This is a genomic window from Pleomorphovibrio marinus (genome assembly GCF_003347495.1).
Taxonomy (GTDB): Bacteria; Bacteroidota; Bacteroidia; order Cytophagales; family Cyclobacteriaceae; genus Pleomorphovibrio; species Pleomorphovibrio marinus.
This window is the reverse complement of sequence record NZ_QCXY01000003.1, coordinates 391,633-404,558: the sequence shown is the minus strand read 5'-3', so window position 1 is coordinate 404,558 and position 12,926 is coordinate 391,633. Positions and strand designations below refer to the sequence as shown.

The window sequence follows — 12,926 nt, the reverse complement described above, 5'->3', positions numbered from 1 at the left end:
GCCACTAAGTACAGGAAAATACCCTGCAAATATAAACTTTATTCCCTGAACCTGGCAGTGCAGATGCATTTGCAATTTTTCTTTTTCGTATCGTGTATGCCAATCACAAAAGTATCGTTTAACTTTAAAACCAAAAACATGCGCTTTGCCTTTATTATTTTTCTTGTTTTCTGGTGGCAAGGGATTTTCGCTCAGCACGTATATAGGTATGATTCGGAGCTGCCAGTAATCCAGGGCGGGATACAGCTTTCCATGCCTTGGGTAGGAGGGATTAATGCCGCCCAAGTCCAAACCATGGACGTAACCGGGGATGGGGTGGAGGAGTTTGTGGTATGGGATATCAATGCCCGGCAGGTGAATGTGTTCACAGGTGAGCCGGGTAATTTTGTCCACCTGCCAAACAAGAGCCATTATTTCCCTTCTGACATCAGCGGTTTTATGGTATTGGCCGATTTTGACGGGGATGGGCGAAAGGACTTGTTCACAGGTAGTCCTTTCGGGATAAAGGCATACCGAAATATTACTGCAGCTGACCAATCCCACCCCGAATGGGTGGTGGCTCAAGATTTTTTGCGCTTGGAGAACGGAAGTAACGTTACCGCCAACAGCCTGGATATCCCTTTGCTGATGGATATAGACGGTGACGGGGATCTGGATATTTTGACGTTTAACTTTGCTACCGGGGATTACCTGGAATATTACCAGAACACCAGCATGGAAAGGAAAGGCGAAAGGGATATTGATGCCTTTGCCAGTGCGCAAATCAGGTGGGGGAGATTTGAATTTTGCGGCTGTGGCAATATCAGTTTTGGCCTTACCTGTGGAGGGCTTCCCATTGCCGCAGCCCCTAACCCAATCACACAATTAAGGATACAGCATGCGGGGGGGCATTCCATGCTGTATGCGGATTTGGATGGAGACGGGGTTAAGGATTTACTGATGGGACAGGACGAGTGCAACACCCTTTATTTCCTACCCAACAAAGGGTCGGATGAGCAACCTGTATTTGAGTCTTTTACGAATAGTCTGCCAGGAATAGGTCCTTTACCCCAATTCCCCATTTTCCATGCGGCTTATTTGGTAAGAGATCAATTAATCATCAGTTCCCATACATCAGAGCCTGCAGGAGTATTTGGGATTGATTTTGGCCAATCCGTTTATCAATATCCCTTTCCTGCGGAAGAGGCTCAGCTTACGGAAGGTTTTTTCCAATCGGACATGCTGGACTTTGGGGAGAATTCCCGTCCGTTTTTTGGTGGGAACACTATAAATGGAAACTTAATTATTGCCTCCAACCGCTTGGTGGAGGGAAGAGTAAGGGGACAAGCAAGCCTTTTCAGTTTGGAAGAAGGTGGTCTAATAGAGCAAGAGGAGGATTATTTGGGTTTATCGAAATTGTCACTTCGGGAACTGACCTATCAGCAATGGAGAAGCGCGGAAGGTCAGGAGTACCACATTGTTACTGGTGATATAGTGGAAAACAACATCCCAAGGAAAAGGGTGTTTTGGAGACCAGTAGAAGGGGTTGGGGAATACCAATCCAGTGCCATAGCAGGATTCGATCTTAGAGGTGTGGATCACCTGTATTTTTTCAGCCTTGGTGGAGCCGATTATTTACTGCTGGGTAGGCAAACGGGGGAGTTAGTATTGATGACAGTGGAGGTTCAAGGCGATAGTATGCAAACCGAAGTTCTGGAAAGGGACTTTTTGGGCTTTTCGGATAACCCTGTAAACAGGGGGTTAAGCATTTCTGTACATGCAGGGGAATCCCCAATCTTATATGCCGTGGATCAAAGGGGAATCATTAGAGTAGTGAGGGATTTCATGGAAAACCCTTCCAACGAAGCCCTACAATTGCAATTGGAGGAGGGATTGGCTACAACGACCACCCGTATGGGGAGAAATGCCTGGATTACCCCAGTGCCGGATGCATTTGGTGAAAGGGTGGATTTAATAGTGGGTACCCGAGCAGGTGGGGTAAATTACCTCAAGGATTTGGGATCCTCTGCCCTCCCTCCGGAAGGGGAACGGTTACGCATGAGGCTATTCCCCAATCCTACCAGAGATAGGGTGGTTGTTATCAGTAATTCCGATGCAATTGGAACCTTGGTTGGGATGAATGGCCAAATCATCCTGAAGGATATTGAAATCAGGGAAGGAGTGGAGCAGCATTTGCAATTGCTGGGCCTGGCTCCGGGTGTGTATGTGCTACAGCTTAGAAGTGAGGAAAAGGGGGCTGCTGCCAAAAGAATAATGCTCAGGCCCTAATTCCCCAGGGTAAAAGCGTCGGCATCCTTCCAAGCTGGGAATTTCGCCCTGTATTCTTGTAGTTCCCTGTAAGAGATGGTGGCCACCACATGTTTTTCCTGTTCCTCCGCATCCGCAAGCTTTCTGCCTTTGAAATCATATAAGGCGGAGTGGCCGGTATAGGCAATATTGTTGCCATCGGTACCGATTCGGTTTACTCCCAAGGAATAACAGAGGTTTTCTACCGCTCTGGCGGGTAGGAGTATATCCCAGGCCCTAGACCTAGGGGCTGGCCATGAGGCAATGTAGAAGCAAAGGTCATATTCCATTTCCCCCTTCTCATTGGCCTTGTTTCTGTTCCAAACGGGGAACCTCAAATCATAACAAACCTGGGGAAGTATGTTCCATCCTTTCCATTTGAAAATCTTCCGGTCTTTTCCCATATCGAAAAAATGGTCTTCCTTGGCCATTCGGAACAAATGGCGCTTGTCGTAGCTGAGGATTTCCCCGTCAGGCTGCGCCCAAATTAGGCGGTTATAATAATTCCCATTTTCGGATATGATGATACTTCCGGTGACCACGGCTTTGGTTTGAGAGGCCATTTGTTTTAGCCATTTGGTTCCAGTGAGATTCATGGGTTCTGCCATAGATACCACATCCATGGTAAAGCCGGTGGTGAACATTTCTGGAAGCACGATAATATCAACTTGCTGGTCAAGATTCCAAATTTTCTCTTCCAGCATGGCTAGATTAGCCCCTTTGTCATGCCAATATAAAGGGGTCTGCAAAAAGGCCAGCTTAAGATCTTGCATATTTGGGGGGATTAGGATTAGGGATAAACCATTCTGTAGTCCGTTTCCACTTTTCCTTTACTGATATCGATCAACTTGCTTTTGACCATTCTTTTTTTGAGCCCTTTCAGGTAGTCAATAAAAAGTATTCCTTCAAGGTGGTCATACTCGTGTTGGATCACCCTGGCAGTGAGTCCCGAAAACTCCTCTTCTTTTAGGTTCCAATCCTCGTCAAAATACTCCAGGGTGAGTTTTTCAGGCCTGGTGATTTCCGCCCTTACTTCCGGAATGCTCAGGCAGCCTTCCTCAAAACCGAAGGGGTTACCGTATTCGTCTAGAATTATAGGGTTGATAAAGGCCTTTCTGATTCCTTTCTCTTCCGAATCCTCATCCAGCATGTGGCTGCTGTCTATGACGAACAGCCGGATGCCCTTGTTGATTTGAGGAGCAGCAAGTCCTACCCCACTGGCATGCTCCATGGTTTGGAACATATCGGCGATCAGGTTTTTAATGTCTTCTCCTTCTTCGATTTCTTCCGCCTCTTTTTTTAGGATAGGGTTTCCGTATGCTACAATAGGATAGATCATGGTTGATTTAAATAAGTTTGTAAGATAATGGTAGCACTGATTTTATCCAGGTTCCCGGCCTTTTCTCTCCGGTCTTTCTTTTTGCTTCCCATTTCAATCATGGAGCGCATAGCCATCTTTGAGGTAAACCGCTCATCTACCAGTGTTATTTCCTTATCCGGAAATTTTCTGGAAAGGTTTTTTTTTAAGTCCAAAACAGGTTTGGTCATTTGGGTGGCTTGCCCATCCATGGCTTTTGGATATCCAATTACAATGGTATCCACGGATTCTTTTTTGAAATAGTCCAGCAGAAATTTATTCAATTGTGCCGTGGGGATGGTGGTTAAAGGATTGGCCAATATCCTTAACGGATCTGTAACCGCCAACCCTGTCCTTTTAGTTCCAAGATCTATGGCGAGGATCCTTGTCATTAGTTGGATTGTGCTTTGAGAATGATGGCCCTTTTTACTTCCTTCTCCAGTTCCACGGCTTTAGGAAAAAGTAAGTCGTTTTCAATCTTTGCGTGGATAACCAGTTCTTTTTCGAGTTTCTGAAGCTCCAGGTACAGGATGCGCATGGCCATAGGAGCCTCCGGAGGAAGGCTGTAATTACTGGTAAGCTTCCGAATGCCTTCCATTTCATCGTCATGTGCCTCATGTTCGGTTGCCAAAGCCATGATGGAGTTGACGCTGAAAATTTTCACTGCCTTCTGTAAAGAAACTTCCCCTTTCTCTATAGCTTGTAAAAATTGTATCCTTTCGAATAGCGTATTCTCCTCTTCGTGGATATGGTGGATAAAGTCGTCCACAAAAAGCGGGAACATCAGCCTCATGTCTTCCAAAAGACACTTATAGTCTCTGGGGGCATTTATTCCGGAAACCATGTTGGATAAAAATGGAAGTTCTTGCCTCACGAAAACCCGGTGCTTTTTTTTCAGGTATTCCACCAAAACCTCAATGGGGTGTAGAAAGAGTTCCTCCTGGCTGGGTTCCTTGGACATTGCCCAAGCTTCCAGTTCCTCCATTACCTGTTTAGGATTGATTTTGAATTTCCCACAAACATTTGCCAAGGTTTCCTGTTCGAAATTGAAGAAGCTAATACCAAAGTAATGCAAGACTGCTGCCATTACATGATTTTCCTCCACAAGGACGCCAATGGATTTTTGGAATATGTTTTGAGGGATAGACATCTATACAAAAGTAAAAGTTTTATATTTAAAAAAGCGTTAAAAGAAGCATCGAATTCAAAATAATTGCGTTTATTTAAACGAAACGCCTTTCAACAAGGTTTAATTGTATAAATGGATAATTTCCATTTAATTTATAAAACAAAGTATTTCTTACCGCATCATATAACTTAGAAAATAACGTGAGTCAGGAAAAAAACACTAGAGCCCAAATCAGACTTCCCATCATATTAGCTTTAGGGATCTCTGCGGGGATATGGATAGGAGCCACTTTTGCAGAGCCCAAAAACGACAGAAACGACCTAAAGTCCGCCATTTACAAGCTTCAGGAGATCATTACTTATATCAACCGGGACTATGTAGACAGTGTAAACACTAACGAGCTGGTGGAATATGGGATAGAGAAAATGTTGAATAAACTCGACCCTCATTCCAGTTACATCACCGCAAAAGATGCCAAATTGGCTAAATCTCAGTTGGAAGGTGAATTTGATGGCATAGGCATCGAATTTGGCATTCTCAGGGATACCATTTACGTGGTTTCTCCCTTGACGGGAGGGCCTTCGGAGAAGCTGGGCATATTACCTGGAGACCAAATTATTAAAGTAGATGGAGACTTAGTTGCTGGAAAAGGCGTCACCAACAGGGATGTTTTCGACTTGTTAAGGGGGCCTAAGGGTAGCACGGTAGAGGTAGGCATAAAAAGAAGGAACGAGGATGAATTGCTGGATTTCTCCATCACTAGGGATAAAATCCCACAATACAGTGTGAATGCCTCCTACATGATCAATGATGAAGTAGGATATATAAAAATCACCAGGTTTGCTGCCAATACCCATGATGAATTCAGAAAGGCACTGCAAAGCCTGAAAAATGAAGGAATGTCGAGACTGGTATTGGATTTACAGGGCAATCCAGGTGGCTATATGGGTGCTGCAATCAATATTGCCGATGAAATCCTCACTGACAACGCGCTAATCGTTTCTCAAGAAGGAAAGTTAAAAAGGTATAACCAAAAAGCTTACGCGGTAAGGCCTGGGGCTTTTGAGGATGGCTCAGTGATTGTGCTCATCAACGAGGGAAGTGCCTCAGCTTCTGAAATTGTGGCTGGTGCCCTGCAGGACAATGACCGTGGGTTGATTGTAGGAAGAAGGTCATTTGGCAAGGGCTTGGTTCAAATGCCCATAGATCTTTCCGACGGTGCCGAGTTAAGGCTTACCATAGCCCGCTATTTCACCCCTTCAGGGAGGTCCATCCAGAAACCATATGGAGACGAGGATGAGGATGAATATAGCCGCGACTACTTAAAGAGGCTAGAGCATGGGGAGTTTTTCAGTGCCGACAGCATCACCTTTGACGACAGCCTAAAGTATGAAACCGTGACAGGAAGGACCGTATATGGAGGTGGAGGAATTATGCCTGACTTCTTTGTGCCACTAGACACCAGCATGACCAGTACCTATGTCAACCGTTTATTCGGTTCGGAATCGTGGAGGGAGTTTATCCTGGATTACCTTGACAAAAACAAAAAGAAGTACGACAACATGAGTTTTGAGGATTATTACCACAATTACGAGGTTTCCGATAACATGTTGGACGAACTGATCAAAGTGGGAGAGAAAAACAAAGTGAAGTTTATAGAAAAGGATTTCAGCAAATCCAAAAAATATTTGAAAACGCTCATCAAAGCCCATATGGCAAGGAATCTGTATGATGACAATGCCTTCTACAAGGTTATCAACGACATCAATGAGATTTACCAGCAGGCTATCCAATTATTCGAGGAAGCGGAGCGGCTGGCTATGAGAATTTCGGAGGAACAGGAAGAATAGATATGCAGGGTTGCCTGCCAACAATGCCAAGGTGAAAAGCCTTGGCTTTTTTTGTGGCGGACTTTTCGAAAATAATTTGTTATTTAGTAAGATGAACGTAATTTAAATAAACCAAAATATCCCATTATGAAGTATCTACCAATTTGTATAACTTTCTTATTGCTTACCTTTTCCACTATGAGCGCTTACAGTCAAATCAAAATAGATCATATTGCCGTTTATGCCAAAAGCCTTAAGGAAAGCGGGGATTTCTACAAGAATATCCTCGAACTGGAAGAAATTGACGAACCCTTTAAGGACGGGCTGCACCTATGGTTGGACATGGGCAACAACACTTCCATGCACATCATAGAAAAAGAAGAGCCATGGACCAACCCTACTATAGACAAAACCAACCACCTATGCTTCAGTGTTGCTGATTTAGATGGGTTTATAGACAGGTTGAATGAAAATGGAATAGCCTATGAGGATTTTCCAGGAAATGTGGGGGAAATTAATATCCGGCCGGACGGGATAAGGCAGATTTATGTCAGGGATCCAACAGGGTACTGGTTGGAAATCAATGACGAATATTGATTCTCAGATTCTCAATACTAAAAAAGGGGCCAATTTTGGCCCCTTTGTGGTTTTTATATTTCTTCGTCCTCCCCATTTCCACTACCGGTTTCTCCATCGGTGTGGTGGTTTTCCCTTTTTGGAGGTCCATCTCCTTGCTGGGCCCTATAGGGCACGAAACCTTCTCTTTTAAACCTATATGCTTCTGTCCTCTGGCTAGGCATGTTGTTTGCGAGGTCAAGCATGCCGAAACCCTTGTGAGTAAAGGCACCAAGTCCGCATTTAAACACAAAATCCTGAACCTCTGCAGCGGCATAAAGGGTAAATGGCAGGGTATAACCCCTGACCTCATACTTCACATCCATGTCGTAAACCGAATAGATTCTCGCAAACTTTTTTTGCTGCTCTCGGAGTTTGTTAACATAGTTCATGTCAGGAACAACCTGAAACTTGTAGAAGGATTCCATCTGTTCCTGGTTATACCATCCTGACTTTTCCATACGGGTGAGGGTGGATTCATAGAGCAGGTCCGAAAACTCGTCCGTGTCTGGGTTGATAAAACGCTTACCAGATTCGTCATCGAAGGTTGGGGTAAGCAATACGAGGGGGGAAATACAAACAAACTTGTTTGAAGTTTCCAACTCGGGCTCTGTTTCCTTTTCCGTGTACTCCGGGCCAAGGATAAGGTTTCCTAACTCAATTTTTGGGGTCTTGAATACTTGTTCCAACAGGTAATCCATGAAGTCTTGGTCGGGTGCAGACAACACCAGAGTAACAAGGCTGGAATAGTAATGCAAGCCACTTCTGCTAACTTTGGTCTGTCCTTTTAAACCAGAGAAGTTGAAGTAATTGTAGTTAAAAAACTCTTCTCGTCCGCCCTTAACAATCAAGCCTTTTAGAAATTGGGCAAGAATGTACTGGTGGTGAAAGGGTAAATAAGCACCTTTGTTTTTCAGGGAAAATATTAATCTAATTCTCACGACTTTAAAAATGAAAAGTTAAACAATCTTTAAGTTAATTTTTATTTTTCAATAAACTACTCTTGGGTGATTAAGTTGAGACAAACATAACAATAATATTTTATTTTTTTTAGACATTGAAGCGAAAATGCATAATATCCCCGTCTTGAACTACATATTCTTTACCTTCAACGGCAATTTTTCCATTTTCTCTGCATGCTGATTCGCTTTTGTGCCTTTCATAGTCGGGTAGTTTGATCACTTCGGCTTTAATAAAGCCTTTTTCAAAATCACTATGTATCACCCCGGCGGCAGCAGGAGCTTTCCACCCCTTCTTGATTGTCCATGCCCGGACTTCTTTCTCCCCGGCCGTGAAATAGGTGATAAGGTTGAGTAGTTTGTATGCTCCCGAAATCAAGCGGTTCAATCCGCTTTCTTCCAGACCGTATTCCGAAAGGAACAGCTGTTTCTCCTCTTCCTCCTCCAATTCGGCGATTTGTGACTCCAAAGCAGCACATAAAACGATCACTTCTGCATTTTCGTTTCCTACTTCTTCTTTCAGTCGCTCTACGTGTTGGTTGCCGGTAAGAATGTCTTTTTCGTTCACGTTGGCTACGTAGAGTACTGGCTTGATGGTGAGCATGTGCAGGTCTTCCACAGCTTCTAGGTCTTCATCTTCTGCAGGGATCGCCCTTGCATTTTTACCTCCTTCAAGCCCCTCCTTGAATTTAGAGAGGGAGGCCATGATCTTTTTTGCCTTGGCATCGCCGGATTTGGCTATTTTCTCGTGCTTGGCTATCTTTTTATTTACGGATTCCAGGTCTTTAAGTTGTAATTCCGTATCAATTACTTCCTTGTCGAAAAGCGGATCCACACCTCCTGCCACATGCACAATGTTTTCGTCCTCAAAACAGCGGATCACATGGATGATCGCATCCACCTCCCGTATATTGGCTAGAAACTTATTGCCGAGGCCCTCTCCCTTGCTGGCACCTTTGACCAATCCTGCAATGTCCACAAATTCAATAACGGTTGGCAGTACCCTTTGTGGGGTCACTAACTTTTCGAGTGTATGAAGACGGCTATCAGGCACGGTCACCACTCCCACATTGGGTTCAATGGTGCAGAAAGGGAAATTGGCAGCTTCTGCCTTTGCACTGGATAAAGCGTTGAATAAGGTTGATTTTCCTACGTTGGGTAGCCCAACGATCCCACATTGTAATCCCATGAATTGTATTAGTTCTAATCTATTTTGAAAATCCTGTATTCCCGGTATCCCTTGTAAAACTCCTTAAAGGATACCCTGAAAATGGTGTAAACGGGAATGGCGAATATCATTCCCAATACCCCGGCAATTTTTGCACCTGCAAAGATAACAACAAATATTTCAAGTGGGTGTGCTTTTACCGATTTTGAAAATATGAAAGGCTGCAAAAAAATGTTGTCACATAGCTGTACTATGGCAAACACAGTGAAGATTTTGGCGAAAAACAGGTAGATTTCTGTGGATTCCGAGAAGTTGCCTGTGGACAACCCCACCAATATTCCAAATGTAGCCCCCAAAATCGGGCCTGCGTAGGGAATTAGGTTGGCCACTGCAGCAAACACCGCGATACTCATGGCATACTCTATATCCGCAATCAACAAGCCCAAAGTGGCTATGGAGAAAATGGAGGACATCTGTATGAGCAAACCGATTAGGTAATTGGATAGCAGGTGCTCTACTTTATGAAAGGTGGAAATGGATAGTTCAAAATAGGCATTGGGCACAAAATTGATGATATTCCTGCGAATCATCCCGTTTTCCAACAGAAGGAAAAAGGTGATAAAGGCCACAGCCAACAAGGCTATCAACAGAGTGCTGGTAGTGGATATGAAACTGTTTATAAACCCCTGGATATCCAAGTCCGAAAAACTGGCCAGTAAATTTTCCCTAATCCTCGCAATGAGGTAGCCGGGCTCGTTGTCTATGAGGTTAAACCGAATCAAGAGGTTTTCCACATACCCTACAGGTTTTTGGATTTGGGCATAGAGGTAATCCAGGTTTAACTCCCTGAGCAACTCCAACTGAGTCCTGAATAGAGGGATGAAAAGCAATACCAGCAAGCTAAGCACCCCAACCACACAGCCGAAGGAAATCAAGATTGCCAGTGCCCTCGGAAAAGGCTGACCCATGATATAGAGGCTATTCACACGGTTGGTTAGTGGCCGTAATACAGCAGCCAACACCAAGGAAAACACAAAATATAGGCTGATGTTGGAAAAATACCATCCTAGAACGATTACAAAAAGTAAGATCAGAATGGCTTTGACAAATACCCTGTTCATGCTATCAAAAATAGGTAATTTAACCCTGATGGCGAAACGTTTACTATGCAAATAGACATAAATAGAAACGATACCCAAAACATAGGGTATCGTTTCTCAATGCTTATACGCTTCAGGTTTGGAATGTGAAAGGTATCAATCCCACTTCAGGTCGTCACCATATTTGTTGTTATTGCTGTTGCTGTTGCTATTATGGTTGTTCGACTCCGTCTCCACGTCAAACTGGGAGAAATCAAAATCAGCCATCAAATCATTCTTGACATGATCTACTACTTCCTGAAGGGCATCAATGAATTTGGCAAAATCTTCCTTGTACAGGAAAATCTTATGTTTTTCATAAAAAAAGTTGTCATCCCTTATCTTTCTTTTGCTCTCTGTAATAGTAAGGTAGTAGTCCTTGGAACGAGTTGACTTAACGTCAAAAAAATAAGTCCTCTTGCCTGCTTTTACCTTCCTAGAGAAAATCTCATCTCTGTCGTAATCTTTATTATCTTCCACTGTCAAAGCTTTTTAGGTTGATCAAAAATCTTTATTGCGGCAAGTTAAACCATTTCGAGCCTTATTATCAAGTTAAAGCCGATTTTTTTTTAAAAAATTTGGGATATTCAACATAATACAAAATAGAAAACACAGATTTTTATATTTGTAAATCCCCGTTTTCTATCTAATCATTTTATTCACCATGCATATATTCTTTCTTTGCCATTAATTCCTCCTCTGATTCTTCGTGGTCAGGGTCATCTACACAACAATCCACTGGACATACCGCTGCACACTGGGGCTCTTCATGAAAACCAGTACACTCAGTACATTTTTGAGTTACTATATAATAGAATTCATCCGAAACCGGTTCCTGGGGTTCATTGGCATCAATCACGGTGCCGTCTTCCAGCTTAACCTCCTTAAGGTTGGTTCCACCTGCCCAAGTCCACTCTAAGCCACCTTCGTAAATCGCGGTATTCGGACATTCGGGTTCGCATGCACCACAGTTGATGCATTCATCTGTTATCATTATCGCCATTGAATTCTTCCTTTAGTGTGTCACTTTACTAGTGTGGTACAAAACTACTAACCTATATACAAATCCACAAACAAATTTGTTTCCTCAAGCAAAAAAAATATCCATACACTATTTGTTGTGCTAACTATTTGCCTGAATCCACCTTAAAGCTTCATTGCTGCTATTCTGGTCTTAAGGGATGTTTTGGTATATTTGCCCATCCGTTTTCAAACCCTACTTAAAATCGAGCCCGATGAACAAAACCTCATCCAGAGGGATACCCCAAATAGCTATCGGGGCTATCTGGGAGCGAAATTCACTTGAGTCGAATTCCCGGTATCCCGATTATTACCGGTACAGGACAGGCTTTATTGCCTCTTAAAAGCAAATAATTAACCTATGAACAAAATTGATAAATCCCATACCATTGCCGCACTTGACCACTTAGGGACTTTTCTCAAGGACCTTGGGGAGGAGGAGTTTACGCATTTAGCTGCAAAAGTAGTGAACAACAACCCATGGTTTACCCCTGGGCAAACCAAAGTGGCTTTGGAAGGCCTAGGGAGGTTTTTGGAGGCAAAAGCCTTGGAAGCTTGGCTTGGGGATTATGATATTTCCAAACCCCCGTTGCCAAAACGTGTAGGTTTGGTAATGGCTGGGAATGTACCCGCCGTAGGCTTTCATGATTTAATGTGCGTACTCCTGGCAGGGCACAAGGCACATATTAAACTTAGCTCTACAGATCAGGTAATTATTCCCTGGCTGGTGGAGGAATTGGTTGGCTTTTACCCACTACTCCAGGATCAAATTGTGTTTGCAGAGCAGTTGAAAGGACTGGATGCCTATATCGCAACGGGAAGTGACAATACAGCTAGGTATTTTGAATATTATTTTGGAAAGTACCCGCATATCATCCGGAAAAACCGAACTTCCGTAGGCATACTTACAGGGGATGAGGATACGAATGCACTAAAGGCCTTGGGTAGGGACATTTTCCAATATTTTGGACTGGGCTGTAGAAATGTATCTAAGCTGTACATAAATGACCCCGGACAACTAGTCACCCTTCTGGACGCTCTGGAAGAAAACAAAGCGGTAGCCGACCACCATAAATTCATCAATAATTATGATTACAATAAATCCATTTATTTGGTGAACAAGGAACCGCATTTGGATAATGGCTTTCTACTTGTAAAAGAAAGTAAAGCCTTAGTTTCACCCATTGCGGTATTGTATTATGAAACTTATGATGACACAGTGGGTTTACGTGCTTCATTGGCAGGGGTAGGGGATAAAATTCAATGTATTGTATCTGACGGGGGATGGTACCCGGAAAGTTTACCCTTGGGGCAGGCCCAATTTCCAAGAATTCAGGATTATGCCGACCATGTGGATACGCTCGCTTTCCTGCTGAAACTTTAGGTTTCCCAAGGCCGTATGGCACTTTTTAAACTCTTTATAA

General features: G+C 43.4%; 14 protein-coding genes. 5 read left to right on the top strand and 9 right to left on the bottom strand.

The genetic code is table 11. The features are described from left to right. Positions 1–138: 138 nt before the first annotated feature. The gene (locus tag DB520_RS10845) at positions 139–2,268 is read left to right on the top strand and encodes a T9SS type A sorting domain-containing protein (RefSeq protein WP_114749882.1); all 2,130 of its coding nucleotides are present in this window, start codon (positions 139–141) and stop codon (positions 2,266–2,268) included. On the opposite strand, the gene DB520_RS10840 is transcribed toward DB520_RS10845, so the two are convergent. The 4 genes from DB520_RS10840 to DB520_RS10825 are packed head-to-tail and all read right to left on the bottom strand — an operon-like array spanning position 2,265 to position 4,793. Further along, positions 2,265–3,059, bottom strand: a complete 795-nt coding sequence (locus DB520_RS10840) for an amidohydrolase (RefSeq protein ID WP_114749733.1) — start codon at positions 3,057–3,059, stop codon at positions 2,265–2,267. The two genes, DB520_RS10845 and DB520_RS10840, sit on opposite strands and share 4 nt — an antisense overlap. A gap of 17 nt (positions 3,060–3,076) precedes the next feature. After that, a complete protein-coding gene (def, locus tag DB520_RS10835) occupies positions 3,077–3,625 on the bottom strand; it encodes a peptide deformylase (protein ID WP_114749732.1) in 549 nt (182 codons plus the stop codon). After that, positions 3,622–4,035, bottom strand: coding sequence for a Holliday junction resolvase RuvX (ruvX, locus tag DB520_RS10830; protein ID WP_114749731.1), 414 nt, complete (start codon positions 4,033–4,035; stop codon positions 3,622–3,624). The genes def and ruvX overlap by 4 nt, the downstream gene beginning before the upstream one ends. After that, complete coding sequence (locus tag DB520_RS10825; protein ID WP_114749730.1) at positions 4,035–4,793, bottom strand: hemerythrin domain-containing protein; 759 nt, start codon at positions 4,791–4,793, stop codon at positions 4,035–4,037. The genes ruvX and DB520_RS10825 overlap by 1 nt, the downstream gene beginning before the upstream one ends. Positions 4,794–4,972: 179 nt before the next feature. On the opposite strand from DB520_RS10825, the gene DB520_RS10820 reads away from it, so the two are divergent. Together DB520_RS10820 and DB520_RS10815 are read left to right on the top strand one after the other, a co-directional pair. Next, the gene (locus DB520_RS10820) at positions 4,973–6,622 is read left to right on the top strand and encodes a S41 family peptidase (protein WP_114749729.1); all 1,650 of its coding nucleotides are present in this window, start codon (positions 4,973–4,975) and stop codon (positions 6,620–6,622) included. Positions 6,623–6,748: 126 nt separating this feature from the next. Further along, positions 6,749–7,198 carry a VOC family protein gene (locus tag DB520_RS10815; RefSeq protein ID WP_114749728.1) on the top strand — a complete coding sequence of 150 codons (450 nt, stop codon included), beginning with the start codon at positions 6,749–6,751 and terminating at the stop codon, positions 7,196–7,198. 53 nt (positions 7,199–7,251) lie between these two features. On the opposite strand, the gene cas6 is transcribed toward DB520_RS10815, so the two are convergent. The 5 genes from cas6 to DB520_RS10790 form a co-directional block, all read right to left on the bottom strand. Continuing rightward, positions 7,252–8,157: a CRISPR-associated endoribonuclease Cas6 gene (cas6, locus tag DB520_RS10810; RefSeq protein WP_114749727.1), complete on the bottom strand. Its 906-nt coding sequence runs from the start codon at positions 8,155–8,157 to the stop codon at positions 7,252–7,254. Between the two features lie 109 nt (positions 8,158–8,266). Then, positions 8,267–9,364, bottom strand: coding sequence for a redox-regulated ATPase YchF (gene ychF, locus DB520_RS10805; RefSeq protein WP_114749726.1), 1,098 nt, complete (start codon positions 9,362–9,364; stop codon positions 8,267–8,269). A 14-nt stretch (positions 9,365–9,378) separates the two neighbouring features. Continuing rightward, positions 9,379–10,464, bottom strand: a complete 1,086-nt coding sequence (locus DB520_RS10800; RefSeq protein ID WP_114749725.1) for an AI-2E family transporter — start codon at positions 10,462–10,464, stop codon at positions 9,379–9,381. Positions 10,465–10,599: 135 nt separating this feature from the next. Then, entirely contained in the window at positions 10,600–10,962 is a 363-nt protein-coding gene (locus DB520_RS10795; RefSeq protein ID WP_114749881.1) for a DUF3276 family protein, read from the bottom strand. A gap of 175 nt (positions 10,963–11,137) precedes the next feature. Then, positions 11,138–11,485, bottom strand: coding sequence for a 4Fe-4S binding protein (locus tag DB520_RS10790; RefSeq protein WP_114749724.1), 348 nt, complete (start codon positions 11,483–11,485; stop codon positions 11,138–11,140). Positions 11,486–11,717: 232 nt separating this feature from the next. On the opposite strand from DB520_RS10790, the gene DB520_RS27470 reads away from it, so the two are divergent. Both DB520_RS27470 and DB520_RS10785 read left to right on the top strand, forming a co-directional pair. After that, a complete protein-coding gene (locus DB520_RS27470) occupies positions 11,718–11,846 on the top strand; it encodes a hypothetical protein (protein WP_262511314.1) in 129 nt (42 codons plus the stop codon). Between the two features lie 17 nt (positions 11,847–11,863). Next, positions 11,864–12,886 (top strand): aldehyde dehydrogenase family protein, encoded by a 1,023-nt coding sequence (locus tag DB520_RS10785; protein ID WP_114749723.1) that lies wholly within the window; start codon positions 11,864–11,866, stop codon positions 12,884–12,886. The last annotated feature ends 40 nt before the right edge of the window (positions 12,887–12,926 follow it).